The 19,770-nt window shown below is 40.9% G+C and carries 15 protein-coding genes and 1 pseudogene; 12 read left to right on the top strand and 4 right to left on the bottom strand.

Annotation, left to right across the window (positions count from 1 at the left end; translation table 11 throughout):
- Positions 1–143 precede the first annotated feature (143 nt).
- From HR060_RS07305 to HR060_RS07285, 5 genes and pseudogenes are all read left to right on the top strand, one after another.
- Positions 144–3,371, top strand: a complete 3,228-nt coding sequence (locus HR060_RS07305; RefSeq protein ID WP_174199639.1) for a WD40/YVTN/BNR-like repeat-containing protein — start codon at positions 144–146, stop codon at positions 3,369–3,371.
- 300 nt (positions 3,372–3,671) lie between these two features.
- Positions 3,672–4,592: pseudogene (locus tag HR060_RS07300) on the top strand (TonB-dependent receptor plug domain-containing protein); the annotation flags it as partial.
- The gene (locus HR060_RS07295; protein WP_174199690.1) at positions 4,559–5,365 is read left to right on the top strand and encodes a TonB-dependent receptor domain-containing protein; all 807 of its coding nucleotides are present in this window, start codon (positions 4,559–4,561) and stop codon (positions 5,363–5,365) included. The pseudogene HR060_RS07300 and the gene HR060_RS07295, both read left to right, overlap by 34 nt.
- 91 nt (positions 5,366–5,456) lie before the next feature.
- Positions 5,457–5,978: a fasciclin domain-containing protein gene (locus HR060_RS07290; protein WP_174199637.1), complete on the top strand. Its 522-nt coding sequence runs from the start codon at positions 5,457–5,459 to the stop codon at positions 5,976–5,978.
- A 299-nt stretch (positions 5,979–6,277) separates the two neighbouring features.
- On the top strand, positions 6,278–6,775 hold the full coding sequence (locus tag HR060_RS07285) for a PepSY-associated TM helix domain-containing protein (protein ID WP_174199636.1): 498 nt from the start codon (positions 6,278–6,280) through the stop codon (positions 6,773–6,775).
- Here the strand turns inward: HR060_RS07285 and HR060_RS07280 are convergent.
- The 3 genes from HR060_RS07280 to purU all read right to left on the bottom strand — a co-directional run bounded on the left by HR060_RS07280 (position 6,772) and on the right by purU (position 8,557).
- Entirely contained in the window at positions 6,772–7,005 is a 234-nt protein-coding gene (locus HR060_RS07280; protein ID WP_174199635.1) for a hypothetical protein, read from the bottom strand. The genes HR060_RS07285 and HR060_RS07280 overlap by 4 nt on opposite strands.
- A 151-nt stretch (positions 7,006–7,156) precedes the next feature.
- On the bottom strand, positions 7,157–7,660 hold the full coding sequence (locus HR060_RS07275; protein ID WP_174199634.1) for a M48 family metallopeptidase: 504 nt from the start codon (positions 7,658–7,660) through the stop codon (positions 7,157–7,159).
- 42 nt (positions 7,661–7,702) lie between these two features.
- Positions 7,703–8,557, bottom strand: coding sequence for a formyltetrahydrofolate deformylase (gene purU, locus HR060_RS07270; RefSeq protein ID WP_425487456.1), 855 nt, complete (start codon positions 8,555–8,557; stop codon positions 7,703–7,705).
- A 152-nt stretch (positions 8,558–8,709) separates the two neighbouring features.
- Here purU and HR060_RS07265 point away from each other — a divergent pair, with 152 nt between their 5' ends.
- From HR060_RS07265 to HR060_RS07235, 7 genes are all read left to right on the top strand, one after another.
- Positions 8,710–9,507, top strand: a complete 798-nt coding sequence (locus tag HR060_RS07265; protein ID WP_174199632.1) for an HAD family acid phosphatase — start codon at positions 8,710–8,712, stop codon at positions 9,505–9,507.
- Positions 9,508–9,590: 83 nt separating this feature from the next.
- On the top strand, positions 9,591–10,064 hold the full coding sequence (locus HR060_RS07260; protein ID WP_174199631.1) for a copper chaperone PCu(A)C: 474 nt from the start codon (positions 9,591–9,593) through the stop codon (positions 10,062–10,064).
- Positions 10,065–10,076: 12 nt separating this feature from the next.
- A complete protein-coding gene (locus tag HR060_RS07255) occupies positions 10,077–11,066 on the top strand; it encodes a DUF2333 family protein (RefSeq protein ID WP_174199630.1) in 990 nt (329 codons plus the stop codon).
- Positions 11,067–11,175: 109 nt separating this feature from the next.
- Positions 11,176–13,944, top strand: coding sequence for an ATP-binding protein (locus HR060_RS07250; protein ID WP_174199629.1), 2,769 nt, complete (start codon positions 11,176–11,178; stop codon positions 13,942–13,944).
- Positions 13,945–14,153: 209 nt separating this feature from the next.
- The gene (locus tag HR060_RS07245) at positions 14,154–15,959 is read left to right on the top strand and encodes an assimilatory sulfite reductase (NADPH) flavoprotein subunit (RefSeq protein ID WP_174199628.1); all 1,806 of its coding nucleotides are present in this window, start codon (positions 14,154–14,156) and stop codon (positions 15,957–15,959) included.
- Positions 15,959–17,671, top strand: coding sequence for an assimilatory sulfite reductase (NADPH) hemoprotein subunit (gene cysI / locus HR060_RS07240; protein WP_174199627.1), 1,713 nt, complete (start codon positions 15,959–15,961; stop codon positions 17,669–17,671). The genes HR060_RS07245 and cysI overlap by 1 nt, the downstream gene beginning before the upstream one ends.
- On the top strand, positions 17,658–18,410 hold the full coding sequence (locus HR060_RS07235; RefSeq protein WP_174199689.1) for a phosphoadenylyl-sulfate reductase: 753 nt from the start codon (positions 17,658–17,660) through the stop codon (positions 18,408–18,410). Before cysI ends, HR060_RS07235 begins: the two co-directional genes overlap by 14 nt.
- A gap of 55 nt (positions 18,411–18,465) precedes the next feature.
- On the opposite strand, the gene HR060_RS07230 is transcribed toward HR060_RS07235, so the two are convergent.
- The gene (locus HR060_RS07230) at positions 18,466–19,662 is read right to left on the bottom strand and encodes a cation:proton antiporter (protein WP_174199626.1); all 1,197 of its coding nucleotides are present in this window, start codon (positions 19,660–19,662) and stop codon (positions 18,466–18,468) included.
- Positions 19,663–19,770: the final 108 nt, after the last annotated feature.

Below are 19,770 nucleotides of genomic sequence, written 5' to 3'. Positions count from 1 at the left end.
CATTTATATAGTTACACAATACATTCGCCCTATTTTGCGCGTGCAACTGAGCCAAGCCCAATTATGTAGCGCTATGTCATTAGCAAGTGTTTACTCACATTGTCACCTAACAGGTTATTCGATAATAAGTACAGGGAAATGATATGAAAAAATCATTGATTACCATGTTTACGACGGCTGTTCTTGCCGGCTCAATAGCATCATGTAGCAGTACCAATGACGGTAGTAACGTCAGCAACCAATCCACTAACAAGCAAATCCCTCGCGTGGCGTTTCCTGAACAAAGGCCATATGACTTAAACGCCATGAAATGGCGTTTTATTGGGCCAATGACAGGTTTACGTGGTTCTGATGTCAAAGGCCATCCAACTAATAAAAACGTATTCTATCATGCCGCCAACTCAGGACTTTGGATAACGACTGATGCTGGCGATACCTGGGAGCCACTGGGTGACGGCCAATTTGGCGCGGGTTCTATGGGTTCATTGGCGATCAGCCAAAGTAACCCGGATATCATGTATGCAGGAACTGGCGAGCCGCAAATGCGCAACAATGTATCTTGGGGTGATGGTGTTTATAAAACCACAGATGCAGGCAAAACATGGACTCACCTTGGCTTAAAAAACACTAAACATATCTCACAAGTATTAATTCACCCAAATGATAATGACACCGTTTACGTTAGCGGCTTTGGTTCTGCTTTTGGCCCGAGTAAACATGGTGGCGTATTTAAGACAACTGACGGCGGTAAAACTTGGCAGCAAGTTTTATTTAAAAGCGAAACAACGGGTGTTATCGATTTAGTACTCAACCCGTCTAACCCTAATGAGCTATTTGCATCTGTTTGGGAATTTGAGCGTAAAGCATGGGGTCCTAAAACCGGTGGTCCAGGTAGTGCCTTAATGCATTCAACTGATGGCGGTAAAACGTGGGCAGATATTAGTCGCAATCCTGGTCTACCTGAAGGCGATTATGGTCGTATCGGTATTACTATGTCAGCAGCTGACCCGAATCGCGTTTATATCTTAGCGGATAACGCAACTAAAGGTGGCGTGTACCGTTCAGACGACAATGGTAAAACTTGGGAGTTTACTTCTGATTTCTTCCAAGTTATTGGTCGACCATTTTATTACAGCCACATTATTGCCAACCCAGGTAATGCCGATGAGTTATGGTCACCAAATAATCGTACATTCTCATCACAAGACGCTGGTAAAACTTGGCGTGTAGAGCCTGGTATTAAAGACGATTTCCACGATGTTTGGATTGATCCAGAAGATGCAAACCGCATGATCCGCACCAGTGATGGTGGCGTGGGTGTTACATTAAATGGCGGCATGACTTGGTCAACACAATACACGCAAAAAAATGCTCAGTTCTATCGTGTTAATACCGATAATGAATTCCCATACAATGTCTATGCAAGTTCACAAGATAGCCTAGTATTTAAAGTACCCAGTGCCGATCGCTTAGGTGGTATTTCACAAGATAAGAATTTAGTAATTGGCAATGGGGAAACATCATCAGCTATTCCAGATCCTGACGATAACAATGTAGTATTTTTAATCTCTTCAGGCCAGCCAACAGGTGGCGGAACACCTTTTACCAAAGCAAATTTAAAAACAGGTCAAGCAGAACAAAGAAGTGTTCTTCCCGACCCTATCTTTGGTCGTGGTGCTAAAGATATGCCAACACGCCATCAATGGGATACTTCATGGTTTATCTCAGAGCATAACCATGACGCTATATATGTCGGAGCCAATGTCGTTTTTAAATCTATGGATGAAGGTCAAACATGGACCCAAATCAGCGATGATTTAACCAATGATTATGAAGACAAACAAGTGATTACCGGTACGCCTTGGCTACCAGAATATTTTGGTCAAGAAGTCTATTCAACCATAGCCCGAATTGCTGAGTCACCATTGAAAAAAGGCATGCTTTGGACAGGCTCTGATGATGGTTTAATTCACCTAACTATGGATGATGGTAAAAATTGGAAGAATGTAACCATTCCTGGTTTGCCTAAATATTCACATACTCGTGAAATCGAACCGTCTCACTATGATGCAGGTACGGCTTATATCGCCTTATCTAACTACAACACAACCAATGACTATAAACCTTATCTATTTAAGACAACGGATTATGGTAAAACTTGGACAGATTTAAGCAGTAACTTCCCGCAAGACGAAACCATTCGCACTGTACGTGAAGATACCAAAGTAAAAGGTCTTTTATACGCAGGTACTGAAACGGGTATCTATGTTTCAATGGATGATGGTCAAAGTTGGAAAGATTTAGGCTTGACCTTACCTTCAACACCAGTGGTTGATATTGAAGTAAAAGATAATGACTTAGTTATTGCAACTAACGGTCGTGGTTTCTTTATCATGGATGACATTACGCCACTTCGTGCTGATGCGATGCGTGGCTCGAAACCAGCCATGTTGTTTAATGTACAAGACCACACTCGCTTTGGCTACACTTGGTGGCTAGATTATGCACCAGGCGGCGACCCTGCTGGAATGAAAAAGTACTTTGTACAAAACCAAAACGGTAATATGCAGTACTACGAGCTAGGTGTGATTAATGGTGAACAGCAACGTGAATGGGTAACGACAGGTGAAGCCAAACCGCGTGGTGTAAAAATCTACTTTGAGCTAACTAGAGAGCCAACAGATATTAGCTTAAGTATTGCTAATGACGAAGGTAAAGTCGTCCGCACTTACACTAAGGATGATATGGCATTAAAAGTACGTACAGCAGACGATACTTCATTTAACAATGGTTTAAATAAGTTTGTTTGGGATATGCGTTGGACACAAGCGCCGCTACTTAAAGTAGCGCCTATTGCTAAACCTGGTAAGTATACTGTTAAGTTAGAAGTTGATGGTGAAACACAAACCAGTGACTTTATGCTAAATATCAATCCAAATGAAACATACTCTCAGGCTGAGATTGATGCGAAATACGATTATTGGATGGATATGTATCAAGTATCTTTAGACTATTCAGCAAAACTGGCTAAAGCCATGGCTGCCGAAAAAGAAGTCATTGCAAAAGCAAAAGTAGATCCAACTCTTGAGTCAGCAGCAAAAGCGGTAACAGATGCGATGGCTGAATACAAATCGACCTTTATCCCATTTGGTCGTACATTGGCTGAAATTATCAACCAACCGGCTAAACTGTTTTCTAAAATTACTTGGCTACATAATATGGCGGAATCTTCAGAAGGCCCTCCTAATAACACTAGCCTGGAACAGTTTGAGACAATCAAAAAGTTAATGGTTGAAGCAGAGCAAGAACAAGGTAAACAATTTAACGACGCACTAAAGGCATTTAACGCAAAAGCCAATAGTAAGATTTAAACCGTTTATCGCACCACAGGCCTTTACAATAATGTAAGGGCCTTTACTTTTTAAGCTTTAGTTACCGGCTTTCAATATTCAGTTGTATGTTCCATCCATGAAATACCGCAGTACTTTTCTCACACCATTTTTAACGTTTTTTTTATTCATTTACTTTTTTATCAAGCTTTAGCTAAAGCAAATGAAATAGAAGTTATCAAGGTGATGGCACCTAAACAATTTAATTAAACAGGGTTCCAAGGCTTAACCGTTCAGACATGGAACCCTGAGTACCGTTTTGATCTCAATCGCACGCTTGCTGATAAATTGACAACCATTCCGGGGGGCACCTTAAATGGTCAGGGAGGACAATTTCAAAGTTATGCCATTCGCGGCTTTAGTCGTTCTCGAATCCGTACTGAAGTCGATGGTATCCCCATTATTACTGACAGGCGAGCAGGCAATTCAATTTCATTTATCAGTACAGGTCTACTCTATGCTGTTCAAGTCCAAAAAGGACCAAGTTCAGTCTTATATGGTTCACAAGCATTAGGCGGGGTGGTCAACCTATCAACAGCCATCATCGAACCCAGCTTAGAAGCAAGTGTTAGCTTTAACAATAACGCGGTGAATTTGACGGCTAAAAATGTTTTTGACATCAAAGATGATCAAGTGCGTGCGGGGTTATCGATTCAACAAGCAAAGCAGGATGAATCAGCCAATGGTGAAGCACTTAATACCGAGTTTGAACGCGTTTCCAGTAAGATCAGCTTTGACACTCAATTTTTAGATATCGATACTCGGCTGACTTGGCTTGGTAGTATCGGGCAAGACATAGGCAAAAGTAACAACCAGTATCCAGAGACAGAGGTCAGTAATTACCCCAGTGAAGAGCATTCACTCACTCAACTTCAGCTTAACCACGTTGAAGGTGGCACCTTTAAGTTATTTCACCATTACCAAAATTGGGATAACCAAACGGATAAAATAGATCGTTATTTGTCGTTAAATGACTACCAAAGCCACACGATGGGCGCTCAATGGCTAAACAGCTTAACAATTAATAATATCGACAGTTATGTTGGTATTGACTGGCTGGCCAGAAAAGGCGTCGATATCAACAACCAAAATCAGCTATATGATGACGAAATATCGTTTGGTATGCGATTTGAAGGTCAGAAAGCAACTACGCACTCTTTAGTAAACACATTTTTAGTTGGTATCAAAGTAAGCTCGAATTAGGTTTTAGATATGACAAATTAAGTCAGCAAAATAGTGCTAAACATAAAGTAGATGATGAACACATTAATGCATCAGTTAAACTTAGCCGTGCAGTTTCTCAAACAGCACAATTACAGTTAGATATAGCCAACGGCTTTCGTTACCCGAGTTTATCTGAACGTTATTACTCAGGTACCACCCCAAGAGGGCAAATACTAGCAAATGAAAATCTCAAAGCTGAAACCAGTTTAGGCGCTCAATTAGCTATCAACTGGGCATTGGCTGATACTTGGCAGTTTGATACCAGCATTTATCACTACACGTTAGATGATTACATTGAGCGCTATCGACTCAACGAACAAACGTTAAGCTATCGAAACCTTGCCAAAGCAAAGATTAAAGGTATTGAAGTCGCACTGCGCTGGCAACCATCTGCGCTAATAGAGCACCATTTTAGTTATCAACATCAAACCGGAGAAGATAGAGACAACAACACCTTGGCTGATTTACATCCAAACGCTTTGAAATGGCAAAGTTTGTTATCGATGAAGCAAATAAACATTAGCCACTCACTGTCTTATCGTTTCAAACAAGATGATGTGGCGAGTAGTGAACAGGCAAGAGACAGTGCTTTGATTTGGGATATGTCCTTGAGTTATCAGCTTAATCAACAGCAATCGATTAGCCTTATTGTTAATAACCTCACTAATGAGCACTATTATGCGAGTGCAGATGATAAGGCCAGTTTTGAACCCAAACGCAATGTGACACTCAAAACTGAGTATATATTTTAGTAGCTAGGTTTTACTTTTGATCGCCAAGGCTCACTCTGGCGTATTTTTACGAAAGCAACCTGTACATTTTTCATCCAAAAGGAATGCAACCATGAAGTCGTTACTTGCTAAATTTGCCCTGCCTACTCTATCTACTTTGTTGTTTTTCAGTACGACAGCATTGGCTGCAGGGCCTGCCAATAATGCCAAATTTGAATATGTGCCCACAGCAAAAGAGAGGCTTATAACTCAACAAGGGTTGAATACCTTGGTACAGGCTATACATGCAGCGGGTATGGTCGATGAATTAAGAACAGGTGGCCCATATACCCTTTTAGCACCTAACAATGACGCCTTCAAAAAGTTGCCAGCAGGGACACTGGATAACTTACTCAAACCAGAGAATAAAGCTCAACTTATTGATTTATTATCTAGGCACGTTATTGAAGGTGAATATAAAAAAGCAGACATAAGCCAAGTTGATAGCGCAGTGATGCTAAACGGAGATGAGGTTAAAGTGACAACGCAAGCACAAACGCTAAATATCAATGATGCCAAAGTGATTAATGCCGATATTATGGCCTCAAATGGAATTGTTCATGTGATAGACACGGTTTTAGTTAGCAATAATTAACCTTAAAAATTAGCTGTACTAATTAACTATACCGTCTTCCTACGCAAATCTGATAAAAGCAATGGGCATGAGCTAAAACAGCTCACGCCCATTTTAAATTGATATGCCCACAAACCTGTAAACCATCTCCATTGCATTTCTGTGTTCAAACATCAGATTTCTATCATTGATGACTTGGTTAATTTAAAGTCCAATCAGTACTTGTTTAATGGTCATTAATAATTAGATAATCAAAGTGTTGAGATTAATGACTGCGCTTATTAAGCGCTTTTACTGCAACTAAAATCGAAAAGAGTTTAATGAGTTTTTATCGCACCAATCGCTTTATTCACAAATGGATCAGTATCGCTATTGCCTTACCTTTATTGCTCGTTTTAGTGACGGGTATTTTACTTTTGGTTAAAAAACAATTTGATTTTATCCAACCTGCAACAGCAAAAGGTCAGTTCAAACAGCCAAGCCTGAGTTTTGAACAAATACTAACCACGGCTCAATCAATAGAAATAGCAGAAATAGACTCTTGGCAAGATGTAGACAGGTTAGATGTCAGGCCAAATAAAGGTGTGATTAAAATTCGCAGTAACAACAGTGTAGAGATTCAGATAGATGCTACCACTAACCAAGTATTGAATGTAGCACCGAGACGTTCAGACTTTATTGAAAGCTTGCATGACGCTACTTTTTTCCAGCGTAGCGCCAATTTGTGGCTAATGTTACCCGTTGCCTTCTTGTCTTTAGTACTACTGGTAACAGGTATCATTGTTTTTCTTCAGCCTTATCTGAAGAAAAAGCGTTAGCTTCTAAGCTCTTCAATTTGCTCTGATAAATCGTACTTTTTATCGGTAACAATTGTCTCAAGAGCTGCTACGCGTTGTTTGAGCTCTGCGAGCTCTTGCTTCATATTTTCAAGCTCAGAGCTGCTTTCTGATAAAGCATCATCCTGACTTTTACTTTTCAATTTCGCTTCATAAGCAGCATAACCTAAACTTGCAATTACGATAATGCAGACCATTTCAAATGGACCCATACCTTTCTCCTTGTCACTTATTAAATTTTTTCACTAAAAGTTTAATTAAAGCAAAACTTAGACCAAACAAATAAACACTTTAAAAACAGATAGTTAAAATAATTCAGAAATTTAAAATGGCTAAAAAAACCAACTTTTAGTAATTTTGAAATTAGTATAATGCACCAATTAGTTTATCGTGTAATAAATAGATACGCGTATCTAATTCTAACTGATGATAATCAGGCAACATATGCTGGCATAACTGATAAAACGCTTTGTTATGCTCTTTTTCCCTAACATGCGCGAGTTCATGGACAACAATCATATCCAAGAATTCAATCGGTACATGCTGAAACCAAGTTGCAATGCGTATTTCATTTTTGGCTTTGAGTTTACTTCCTTGCACTCTTACTGCATAAGTATGTGTACCCAAAGAATTACTGCCGTCTTTTATTTTTTTATCAAAAATAATCTTGCTAATAGGAGCAGACTTTTTCATATGCTGGTTTTTTATATCCATCACATAAGGATATAACAGAGCATCAGAATTAATGGCGTGTTTTTGTGGGTACTTTTGAAGTAAGTAATCAGATAGCTTTTGCTGTTCAAGTAAGTTTTGAATTTGTTGCTGCAGTGCTAAAGGATAGTGGCTGAGATAAGGGAGTTTTTCCATAATAGTAAACACTGAGGCCAATATCATCGACCTCATTTAAAATTAAGCAAATACCACTGTCTTATTGTGGTGAATGATCACGCGATCTTCTAAGTGGTAACGCAAGCCTCTGGCTAAAGCATTTTTCTCGCAGTCTTTACCTTTTCGCACCATATCCTCAACTGAGTCAGAGTGACTAATTCGCATTATTTCCTGCTCGATAATCGGGCCTGCATCTAAATCAGCCGTCACGTAATGACAAGTTGCACCAATTAATTTCACCCCGCGCTGATAAGCTTGGTGATAAGGTTTAGCACCTGCAAACGACGGTAAAAAACTATGGTGGATGTTAATCACCTGCCCAGCCATTTCTTGGCACAAGGCATCAGGGAAAATCTGCATAAAGCGAGCTAAAACAACGGTATCAGTCTCATATTGACGGATGATGTTTGCTACTTCATCAAATGCAGGTTGTTTATCTTCTTTCGGGAAAGGAACATAGTGATAAGGAATACCATGCCATTGTGCCATTTGACGCAAGTGTTCATGGTTAGCAATCACAGCAACAATATTGCACTCGAGCTCACCGCTGTGCCAACGGTGTAGGATGTCCGCTAAACAGTGAGAGTCTCGAGATGCCATCACTACTACATTTTTACGCTCTGATGAATCGTTAATCGTCCAGTTCATGTTGAACTTTTCAGCCAGTAATGCAAATTCAGCTTTAAACTCATCCAAACCTAATTTGAATGTTTCTGCCTCAATTTCATGACGCATAAAAAACCAACCGGTTTCCTTATCCGTGTGATGACTCGCTTCTGTGATTGAGGCTTGGTGTTCTGCTAAAAATCGACTTACTTCAGCAACTAAACCTATTTGGTCAGGGCAATCAATGATTAATCGGTAACGCTTCATGATTTATTGTTCTATATCTAATTATTTGTCAACTAGTCGTTAAATTGCCTGAAGCACTTGTGATCGTCAAGCATACTTTGCTGATATCACACTTATACTCAATACTTAGGTCATCTGACCGATAACAAGGTTAATAATTATAAAAGGTTAACTTTATGCGTATTTTATTACTCGGCTTATTACTGATATCCAGTAAATTATCGGCAACCATCACTGATAACACGACGGCCATTTCTTGGATGCAAAACTCGGCCGAATATGAAGCCATGCTGATTCAAAATTACAAATTAGCCGCTAAAAGCTTAGAGCCAGCATTATTAGATAAAAAATGGACAGCCGCAGTTGAGCAATTTGATACCGCCATTGATCACCTACCACCGGCCGTTATTATGTCGATTGATGATGTCATCGTTAGCACTATGCCTTATCGGGCACAGCTCAATTTAGATAAAGACCCGCATAAACGTAAGTACTATGACGAGTGGGTCGACTTTCAAAAAGCACCAATTTTACCTGGCGTTGTAGACTTCATAAAACAAGCCTCTAAATTTAAAGTCAAAATCCTTATTATTTCTAACCGCCTCTGTATTCCTGAAAGGCAAGACCAGTGTCCAACTAAAACCAAAACACTAGCCATGTTAAAACGTGTCGGCTTGGTATTCGATAAGGATGATTTATTGTTTCGCGGTGAATACCCAGACTGGCGCTATGATAAAAGTACACGCCGCGAATATTTAGCCAAACGTTACCGTATTTTGATGATCATTGGCGACGATATTGAAGATATGATCAAAAATGCAGCCGATACCCCATCACCATCTCGTCATCTTTACACACGTCAATATAAAGACCTGTGGGGAGAGCGCTGGTTCTTGCTGCCAAACCCTGTATATGGCAGTTGGCATGAAGTAGGTGGAAAAAACTTGAGAAGCACGTTAAAAGGTTGGGATTAAGGCAGTTTATGATTGAGTAAAGCAAAGGATCGCTTTACTCTATTGACACAACTAGCTAATAGTTATTTATCAAACGGATTGCAATGAACACATCAATAAAATGGTCTTTAGCCCTACTCTTTTCTGTCGCCAGTTTTATCTGCCAAGCTAACCTTAAAGTCGACGACCCACAGGTTAGATTATTACCTCCAGGGGTACCTAATACTGCAGCTTATATGCAACTTACCAATACAGGTAATAAAGTCATTCGCCTGATTAAAGCCAGTTCAAGTGCTTCAGCAAAGGTTGAGTTTCACCAATCCTACCACCTTGATGGCATGGCAAAAATGAAACAAGTCGATGAACTTGTCATAAAACAAGGGCAAACACTTAGCCTTGAGAGTGGCGGTACACATATTATGTTAATAAACTTAGCTCAGCCGCTAAAACAAGGTGAAAAAGTCGCGCTGACGTTAGTGGATGATAACAACCAAATTTATAAAGTTATGGCGACAGTGAAAAAAGGTCACGGTGGGCACCACCATGGACATCACGGTCATCATCAACACCATCACTAGGAATCAAAAAGCATGTCACCAAACTTGAAAAAAAGCATTATCGGAGGCGTCAGTTTACTGGCCGTTCTAATTTGGCTTATCGCATTGTGGTGGGGTTGGATGCCATCAGCCTATGATGTTAAAAGCCGTACCGCTAATGTGGCAGAATCGAATAAAGAGCGCATGGTTACAGGTTATGCAACAACAACGGCATTGATTGATGTGTCTAATTGGTTACTGACCAAACCGGGTGGGTTTATTTCTAACGATATTCTACCACCGGGTGTGATAATGGATAACATGCCAGCATTTGAATACGGAGTCTTAGAGCAAATTCGAGATTTATCACTGGCCATGCGAATTGACTTTAGCCGCTCTCAATCACAATCAACCGGCGATCCTGATTTAGAAATTGCTCAACCTAAATTCAATATCTCACATACTAACTGGGCTTTACCCAGTGCAGAAGATGAATACGCACAAGCGGTTGTTGCCTTAAAGCGTTATAGAAAACGCTTAGCCGATCAAAACACATCAAGTGCACAATTTTATACCCGTGCCGATAACTTAGGTGATTGGTTAAGAGAAGTTGAAAAGCGCTTAGGGTCTATTTCTCAACGCTTGAGTGCCAGTGTCGGGCAAGACAGGTTTAATATCGACTTAGCCGGCGACCCAACCGCTAGACAATCAACACCTACAGCTCATGAACTGCAAGTTAAAACCAGTTGGTGGCAAATAGATGATGTTTTCTATGAAGGTCGCGGTGCTTGTTGGGCCTTGCTGCATTTCCTAAAAGCCGTTGAAATTGATTTTGAAGATGTACTGGTTAAGAAAAATGCCCAAGTAAGCTTAAAACAAATTATTCGCGAGCTTGAGTCGACACAACAAACGGTTTATAGCCCAATGATTTTAAATGGCTCTGGCTTTGGTGTTGTCACTAACCACTCGTTAGTGATGGCCAATTACGTTTCTAGGGCAAATGCGGCATTAATCGATTTACGCACGTTATTAGAACAAGGCTAAATGCCAATCTTAAAAAGAAATTAACATAAGGGGCTGTATAGCCCCTTTGTTATTTTGTATGCTATCTTAGGTTACGGACTAATCTACGGACGTCAGCAGGGAATTAGCTATGTTTAACCGCAGTATTAAAGCGAATGCTGTTATATATGCAGTCATACCCACTTTGGTAACCGCCATTGCTTTAACTTCTTTTCTTATGAATCGCATCACTCATGAACGCGAGACACTTACTGCAGAACAAGCACATAGCTTAATCGAGGCGATTGCCTTTGCTAGCGAAGATAACCTAGTCACCAATAATCGTCGTAACCTGCAAACTAAGCTCAGAGAAATCCATTCTTCTTCTACCCTTTCGATAGATAAAATAGCTATTTATGATGACAAGGGGCATTTATTTGTCGCCTCTAACTACCAAGAAGCCAGCCCTGTTTATAACCCGATAAAGCTCAAAGGCCGGACCTACTTTATCGAACAAAAAAATGAAAAAATCATCGCGTCACGTGGTATTTACCCATTTGAAGATAATCGTCTTGACGACAGTGTTTGGGCCAAGCGCAATGTAGCCGATTCGTTTTCGCCGCCTCTTGGTTACGTATACATAGAAGCGGATATCTCTCGCTCGTTATACTTCGTATATCGCACTAATATGATCATCTTTGCCGTGATTTTAATTGGTACGGCTTTCACAGCAGTCATGATGTTGCTTTTGATTAGGCGCATTGCCAACCCTATTATTTCTATTGTCGATACAGTACAAGCGATAGGGGCAGGTAAATTATCCGCTCGAATTGATATTCCAGTTCAACACGAGCTCAATGACTTAAAAGTCGGTATCAATATGATGGCTGCCGAATTACAAGAAAACCAAGAAAAACTTGAAGCCGAAATCATTCATGCCACCCAAGATTTACAGCAAAACCTGCAACTAGTTGAAGAGAAAAACGCCGAGTTAGATATCGCGCGAAAAGAGGCGCAAGAAGGCAACCAAATTAAATCACAATTTTTGGCGACCATGAGCCATGAAATTCGCACGCCGCTTAATGCAATCTTGGGTTTTACTCGGGAGTTATCGAGAGCAGAATTACAAGAGCCCTATCAAGATTACGTCGATACTATCAACTCTTCAGCCGATCACCTTGTCACAATAGTGAACGACATACTCGATTTTTCCAAATTAGAAGCAGGTAAAATGGAGTTAGATGCCAGCGCTTATAACTTGGCAACAGCAATGGAAGATGTCATTAATTTGCTATCAAAAGATGCTTATACCAAAGGGCTAGAAATCTATTACGATGCAACTAGACAGCCCGAAGCCGTAATCGGCGATCAGCACAGGTTCAAACAAATCCTCAGTAACCTATTATCAAATGCCATTAAATTTACCCATAAAGGTTCAGTTAAAATCTCAACTCAACTGGAATGTGAATCAAATACTCAATGTACCTTCACATTAATTGTTGCCGATACGGGTATAGGTATTAGCCAAGACAAACAAAAGAAACTTTTCTCTGCCTTTAATCAAGCAGAAGCGTCAACAGCTAGACGCTTTGGTGGTACAGGTTTAGGCCTAGCAATCACTCAAGGCCTGGTTAAACAGATGAATGGTAAAATTGAGCTAGATAGCACGCCAGGTCAAGGCACTCGCTTTATTGTGACATTGCCTATCACAACAGCGCAAAAGCCAGAAATGCTGCAAAAACAAGCAGGGCTAGAACAAGTGCTCGTGCTTGATCACAACTTACACATCTCGGGCTTGTATGAACATCTATTCGAACAAGTCGGTGCACAAGTTATTGTGCATACTGATATATCCGCTTGGGAAAATGAGCTAAGAGAGCATCATTTTGATCTAATAATTCTGGCTTCTGATTTAGATGAAGAAACCTTAGAGTTAATGCCATTACAAGCTTCTTTTGCCAACAAACTCGCCCCAAATAGCCAAGTCATTTGTTTAATGCCACCGCTAGGTTTAATCAACCAAGAGCACAAACACAACTTGGCAAAATGGCGCAAAATTGAGAAACCGTTCAGCTTAAATAAACTCACAAATGCTTGGCATCAAGCACATATTGAACCTGAACCTCAAGAAGAAATTGAGAAGACAACAGAGCCTAATGATCGTGTTATTCATATGCTGGCTGTCGATGATAATGAAATTAACCTGAAGTTATTAGCCACAATTTTAGCGGATGAGTCGATTGAATTAACAACGTGTACTAGCGGTGAAGACGCCATTATTGAAGCTCAAAAAATGAAGTTTGATCTCATTTTGATGGATGTACAAATGCCAGTTATGGACGGTGTTGAAACCACACAGCACATCCGAGAAATTGAACTCAATACCAGTACCCCGATTATTGCTTTTACAGCGCATGCCTTTAAAGACGAGCGGGATATGTTACTGCGACAAGGCATGGATGATTACTTACCTAAACCCATTGATATGGCGAAATTTGATGCCTTAGTTAAGAAATGGGTAGACAGTGAACATATTAGCCAACCTAAAGTAGCCTTTGCCTCAGAGACCGTCACCACTGGCATTGATTGGAGTCTGTCCTTGCAAATGGCAAATAACCGCCATGACGTAGCCCTTGAAATGTTGACGTTACTGGTCGATACCTTCAACTCAGTTAAACAAGAAGTCACTCAAGCCCGTGACACCCGTGATAAAGATGAGTTATTAAAAGTCGTTCACAAGTTTCACGGTTCAACCTGTTATACTGGTGTTCCTAAATTAAAAGCGCTAGCTTTCTCAATTGAGTCACAACTGAAAAAAGGTGTGATAATAGACATTGACGAGCAAATTGCTCAGCTATTCAGTGAGATGGATTCAATACGCAGTTCCTTAGAACAAATTAGTGCAAAAGAAACAGCCTAATATGACTATTTATTATAAAGAAGTTTGATTTCTTCTTTCCTAAACTTCCCACTATCACTATGCTATGCGCAGTGAAATTCTATGCTTAAAAGTAGGGTTTTTGGTAAAAAGATCTGAGCATTTTTCTTGACGGCCGATCTCCTAAAGGAACGTGTTTTTTACCGAGCTAATTACTTTTAAGTGCATCTTCAACTGGGAACAGCTTTACCATGACGCTTAAGCAAAACAACAATTTGATTAGCCCACTAGGTGCTGATCAGGCTGCTCAATTACAGCAAGTCGTTAGCCAGCTTTCTCCAAACCAATTGGCTTGGGTAAGTGGTTATCTTTACGGTTTATCAGCACAAGACGGTGCTGTTGCAGGTTCCGCCGCTCAGCCACAAGCTGCCGCTCCTGCTGGTCAATTAACAATTCTTTATGGCTCACAAACAGGCAATACTAAAGGTGTAGCTCAGCAAGCTTTCGACGCAGCTAAAGCAAAAGGCTTAAATACAAAATTAGTGTCGATGGCAGATTACAAGCCAAAAGACTTGAAAAAAGAAACGCATGTTTTAATTGCTGTTTGTACTCAAGGTGAAGGCGATGCGCCAGATGATGCTATTGAGTTACATGAGTTTTTAGCAAGTAAAAAAGCGCCAAAATTAGCCGATGTTAAATACTCTGTTATTGCTTTAGGTGATTCTTCATATGAGTTCTTCTGCCAAACAGGTAAAGATTTCGATGAGCGTTTTGCAAAACTAGGCGCAACTTCAATTGCACCTCGCGTTGATTGTGACGTTGACTACGAAGCAGAGGCTGCAGCTTGGATTGAAGATGTTATCGCTAAAATGAGCGATGAATTATCAGCAGGCGTTGCACCAGTAGCACAGGCAGTTGTAGGTTCAGTTGCTCCGGCCCAAGCTAGCCAATACAACAAAAAGAACCCTTTTAAAGCGACATTAGAAACAAATCAAAAGATCACAGGCCGTGACTCTTCAAAAGACATCCGCCACTTTGAGATTTCTTTAGAAGATTCTGGTTTAACTTACCAGCCAGGCGACTCTTTAGGCGTTTGGTTCCGCAACGATGAAAAGATCGTTAGCGAGTTAATCGAAAAAGTGGGCTTATCGGCAGATGAAAAAGTAAAAGTTGCTGATAACGAAGTAACGGTTGTTGAAGCGTTAGCACGTCACTATGAGTTAACCTTATCTCATCCTGGTTTTGTTGCAAAATATGCAGAATTAACAGCCAACGCTGACTTAGCTAAATTAGCTGAAGACAGAGCCGCTTTACGTGAATATATCGACGGTCGTCAAATCATCGATATCGTACGCGAACACGCAGCAAAATTAACAGCTGAGCAATTCTTATCTTGTTTACGTCCGATTACACCTCGTTTGTATTCAATTGCATCTAGCCAAGCTGAAGTGGAAGAAGAAGTTCACTTAACGGTTGGTTTAGTCAAATATGATGCATTTGGTGAAGAGCACTTTGGCGGTTGTTCTGGTTATTTATCAGAGCGTCTTGAAGAAGGCGGTGAAGTTGAAGTGTTTGTTGAACATTCTCACTTCCGTTTACCAGAAGACACTAACGCCCCTGTAATCATGGTAGGTCCAGGTACAGGTGTAGCACCATTCCGCGCTTTCGTACAAGAAATCGACGCTAACGAATTAGAAACGCCAACTTGGTTATTCTTCGGTAACCCGAACTTTACAGAAGATTTCTTATACCAAGTTGAGTGGCAAGACTACTTAAAACGCGGTGTATTAAATAACATCGACTTAGCTTTCTCTCGCGACCAAGCAGAAAAAGTATACGTACAAGATCGCATGTTAGAAAAAGCTGAAGAATTATGGCAATGGCTTGAAAAAGGCGCTTACTTCTACGTTTGTGGTGATGCATCTCGCATGGCTAAAGATGTACATGATGCCTTAGTAAAAATTGTTGCCGAGCAAGGTGGCAAGAGCCAAGAAGACGCTGAAGCTTATGTGACTGAGCTTCGTAAGAACAAACGTTACCAGAGAGATGTTTACTAATGAGTGATAAAAAACTACCTGAAGGTTTAGCGGTTAACGAATACTTAAAGGACAATAGTAACTATCTTCGCGGAACGATTGAAGAAAGCTTAGCCGACCAAACAACTGGCGCTGTTGCCGATGACGACACACAGTTAACAAAATTCCACGGTTTCTACATGCAAGACGACCGTGACATTCGTGACGAACGTCGTAAGCAAAAATTAGAGCCAAAGCACACATTCATGTTACGTGCGCGTGTTCCAGGTGGTGTTGCCACTATGGAACAATGGTTAGCCATTGAAAAAATTGCAGAAGATTTAACAGATTACGGTTCATTGCGTTTAACGACACGTCAAACGTTCCAGTACCACGGCATCTTAAAGCGCAACTTAAAGCCGCTTATCCAAGGTATCTGTGCAGCAGGTTTAGATTCAATCGCTGCCTGTGGTGACGTTAACCGTAACGTTATGTGTAACACAAACCCAGTAGATTCTCGCTTACACGCTGAGACATACGACTGGTCAGTAAAAATCTCTGAGCACTTGTTACCAAAAACACGTGCTTACTACGAGATTTGGTTAGACGAAGAAAAAATTCACGCATCTGAGGAAGATCAAGAGCCGGTATACGGCAAGCACTACTTACCGCGTAAATTCAAAATCGCAGTGGCTGTACCTCCACACAATGATGTAGATATCAGCGCAAACGATTTATCTTTCATTGCTATTGCCAATGAAGAAGGCGGTTTAGAAGGCTTCAACGTGGCTGTTGGTGGTGGTATGGGTTCAACGCATGGCGATACTGAAACATACCCACAATTAGCGCGTATCTTAGGTTTCATCAAGCCAGAAGACACGTTAGCGTTTGCAGAAGCTGTTATGTTAGTTCAACGTGACTTTGGTAACCGTGTTGATCGTAAGAACGCCCGTACCAAGTACACAGTTGATACATTAGGTGTAGACAAATTCCGTGAAGAAACGGAAAAGCGTACTGGCATTAAGTTCGAAGCTGAGCGTGAGTTTGAATTCACTCAGCAAGGCGACCGCATGGGTTGGATCAAAGGTATCGACAATAAATGGCACCTGACTTTATTCATTGAAGCAGGTCGTATCGTTGATAAAGAAGGTCAACCAATTAAGACAGGTTTACGCGAGATTGCAAAGGTTCACAAGGGTGAATACCGCATGACGGCAAACCAAAACTTAATCATTGCTAACGTTGCTGAAGAAGACAAAGCAGAAATCGAAGGCATGTGCCGCAAATACGGTTTACTGGGTAAAGTACTATCGCCATTAATGGAAAACAGCATTGCTTGTGTTGCTTTACCAACATGTGCATTAGCCATGGCTGAAGCTGAGCGTTACTTACCTCGCTTAATCGAGAAGTTTGACGTTTTAGCCGAAAAACACGGCGTTGCAGACCAAGAAACAGTTATCCGCATGACGGGTTGTCCAAATGGCTGTGGTCGTCCTTTCTTAGCTGAATTAGGTTTCGTAGGTAAAGGCCCTGGTAAGTACAACATGTACTTAGGTGCAGATGGTCGCGGTACGCGTTTGAACCAAATGTATAAAGAAAACATCGGTGAAGAGGAGATCTTAGCCGAAGTGGATAGCTTATTTGAACAATACAGCAAAGAACGTGAAGAGAACGAACGCTTTGGTGATTTCGTTGTTCGCAAAGGCTTTGTAAATGCAGTTTATGACGGTCGAGAGTTTCATGCCGCAAACTAAAACGGATTTTCAGGCTTTATTATCAGCTAGCCGAGAAGAGCAAGTTCAAGCATTAAGCGAAGCTAATGCTCGACTTGCAGACATGACGCCGCAAGAGCGTGTGTCTTGGGCTGTTGAGAACTTGCCTGATACACAAATATTATCGTCTAGCTTTGGTATTCAAGCCGCGGTAATGTTGCGTATGTGTACCCTATTCAAGACTGATATCCCTGTTGTCTTAACCGATACAGGATACTTGTTTAGTGAAACCTATGATTTTATCGATGAGTTAACAGAACGTTTAAACCTTAACTTAATGGTTTATCGCTCTGAGCTAAGCCCTGCTTGGCAAGAAAACCGCTTCGGTAAATTATGGGAGCAAGGTATCGAAGGTATCGAGAAGTACAACCAAATGAACAAAGTTGAGCCAATGGCTCGTGCACTTGAAGATTTGGATGCTAAAGTTTGGTTTACGGGTTTGCGCCGTGATCAAGCGAGCTCTCGTGCTGAATTACCTGTGCTACAAATCTCAGCAGGTCGTTACAAGGTGAATCCGATCGTCGATTGGACTAACCGCGATGTGCACTTTTTCTTAAAAGAGCACGAATTACCTTATCACCCGTTATGGGACAAAGGTTATGTTTCTGTTGGTGATTGGCATACATCTCGCCCACTAGAGTTAGGTATGAGTGAAGAAGAGACACGCTTTTTCGGCCTAAAACGCGAATGTGGTCTGCACGAAGGTGGCTCAGGTATCTAGTCACTAAAAGCCTATTCAGATTTAAAAAATCCCAGTTTAGCTGGGATTTTTATGCCTATTTTTTGTTGCCGTTAAACAAATTATTTATTAGCGGATTAGCTGTTAAACCGTGTAACAGCACACTTATCAAAACGGTATAGCCAACAATAACTGCAAACATCTGTGCTCCAGGTACTTGTTTATTGATAACGATTATCGCAAAAACGATACTGGCAAGCCCTCTTGGGCCAAACCAAGCCAAAAATAATTTATCTTGTAAGCGCTCACCGGTTCCAATTAAAGACAGTACAACAGGGAACATGCGAATGAGCGTTAAGCTCAGTAATGCATAGACAAATACTGACCAAGAAAAAGCTTTTAATACAGCAACAACCACGACAGAGCCGAATAAAACCCAAGTGAGCATACTAAACGTTTCGCCTATACCCTCTGTATTCAGTACCCAATCATGTGTTTTTGCTCGTGCAAGATAACCAAAAACTAAGCCACCAGAAAAAGCAGCAATATAGCCACTTGCACCTAAAGAGTCTGCTGCAGCAAAACATACCAAGGCCATCATGGTCACTGGGAGTTGCCCCCACAATTCATTTAGCCAACCCTTTTGTAACGCCTTTATCGCGACTTTAGTACCGACAAAAGCAAAGCCAACGCCAACGAATACCCCAAACCCTACGTCTTTTAACACTAAATGCAGTACCATCAAACTTGGCCCTTCATTACCCGAGCTTGCTGTCGCTAGAGCGATAAAAACAAATAATATTGGAACACACAGACCATCATTTAAACCGCTTTCCACATTAATCGTTGTACTAATTCGACTGGGAACACTGGGATGAGTGATAACCGCTTTACCCAATGCAGCATCCGTTGCCGCTAACATAGTAGCTAAAATTGCACACTGCCAAATACTGAACTCGTCGAAAATCAACCAGCCTACTCCCGTTCCTAATGCAATTGCTCCCAATAAACCAACTGTCAGCATTCGTACCGGTAAATGCAAACCTGATTTAAGCGCCACCTTGTTTACATTAGCGGCATCAGAGAACAACAACATAGCTAAAGCCAAGTCAGCCATAATTTTCAGCTCAGTAGCTGTCGTTTCCAGTTCAAGCCAGCCTAAACCATAAGGCCCCATCAAAAGCCCAAAACTGATAAAAATAATAGGGCCTGAAATAGGTGTTTTTTCAATACGACCAGCCGTAATGCTGAATAAAAAAGCAAATAAGGCAAGAATTGCCAGAGGTAAGTACATCAAATATCCATTTAGTATGATTGAGTTTAGCGATTAGATTGAGGTGAAATATCATTCTAATCTCGCTATTTATTGTTCCAGTATAGCAAGCTGAGATTAATGACAAAC

The organism is Marinifaba aquimaris, from assembly GCF_013328345.1.
In the GTDB taxonomy this organism is placed as follows: Bacteria; Pseudomonadota; Gammaproteobacteria; order Enterobacterales; family Alteromonadaceae; genus Marinifaba; species Marinifaba aquimaris.
Note: the sequence above shows the minus strand (reverse complement) of the source record. Positions and strands in the feature narration are given on the sequence as shown.

Coding starts and splice junctions, on each gene's coding strand:
- HR060_RS07275 (WP_174199634.1), bottom strand. CDS start 7,660: ATGGAAAAACTCCCTTATCTCAGCCACTATCCTTTAGCACTGCAGCAA.
- HR060_RS07290 (WP_174199637.1), top strand. CDS start 5,457: ATGAAGTCGTTACTTGCTAAATTTGCCCTGCCTACTCTATCTACTTTG.
- HR060_RS07250 (WP_174199629.1), top strand. CDS start 11,176: ATGTTTAACCGCAGTATTAAAGCGAATGCTGTTATATATGCAGTCATA.
- HR060_RS07305 (WP_174199639.1), top strand. CDS start 144: ATGAAAAAATCATTGATTACCATGTTTACGACGGCTGTTCTTGCCGGC.
- HR060_RS07235 (WP_174199689.1), top strand. CDS start 17,658: ATGCCGCAAACTAAAACGGATTTTCAGGCTTTATTATCAGCTAGCCGA.
- HR060_RS07285 (WP_174199636.1), top strand. CDS start 6,278: ATGAGTTTTTATCGCACCAATCGCTTTATTCACAAATGGATCAGTATC.
- cysI (WP_174199627.1), top strand. CDS start 15,959: ATGAGTGATAAAAAACTACCTGAAGGTTTAGCGGTTAACGAATACTTA.
- HR060_RS07280 (WP_174199635.1), bottom strand. CDS start 7,005: ATGGGTCCATTTGAAATGGTCTGCATTATCGTAATTGCAAGTTTAGGT.
- HR060_RS07230 (WP_174199626.1), bottom strand. CDS start 19,662: ATGTACTTACCTCTGGCAATTCTTGCCTTATTTGCTTTTTTATTCAGC.
- HR060_RS07245 (WP_174199628.1), top strand. CDS start 14,154: ATGACGCTTAAGCAAAACAACAATTTGATTAGCCCACTAGGTGCTGAT.
- HR060_RS07260 (WP_174199631.1), top strand. CDS start 9,591: ATGAACACATCAATAAAATGGTCTTTAGCCCTACTCTTTTCTGTCGCC.
- HR060_RS07255 (WP_174199630.1), top strand. CDS start 10,077: ATGTCACCAAACTTGAAAAAAAGCATTATCGGAGGCGTCAGTTTACTG.
- HR060_RS07265 (WP_174199632.1), top strand. CDS start 8,710: ATGCGTATTTTATTACTCGGCTTATTACTGATATCCAGTAAATTATCG.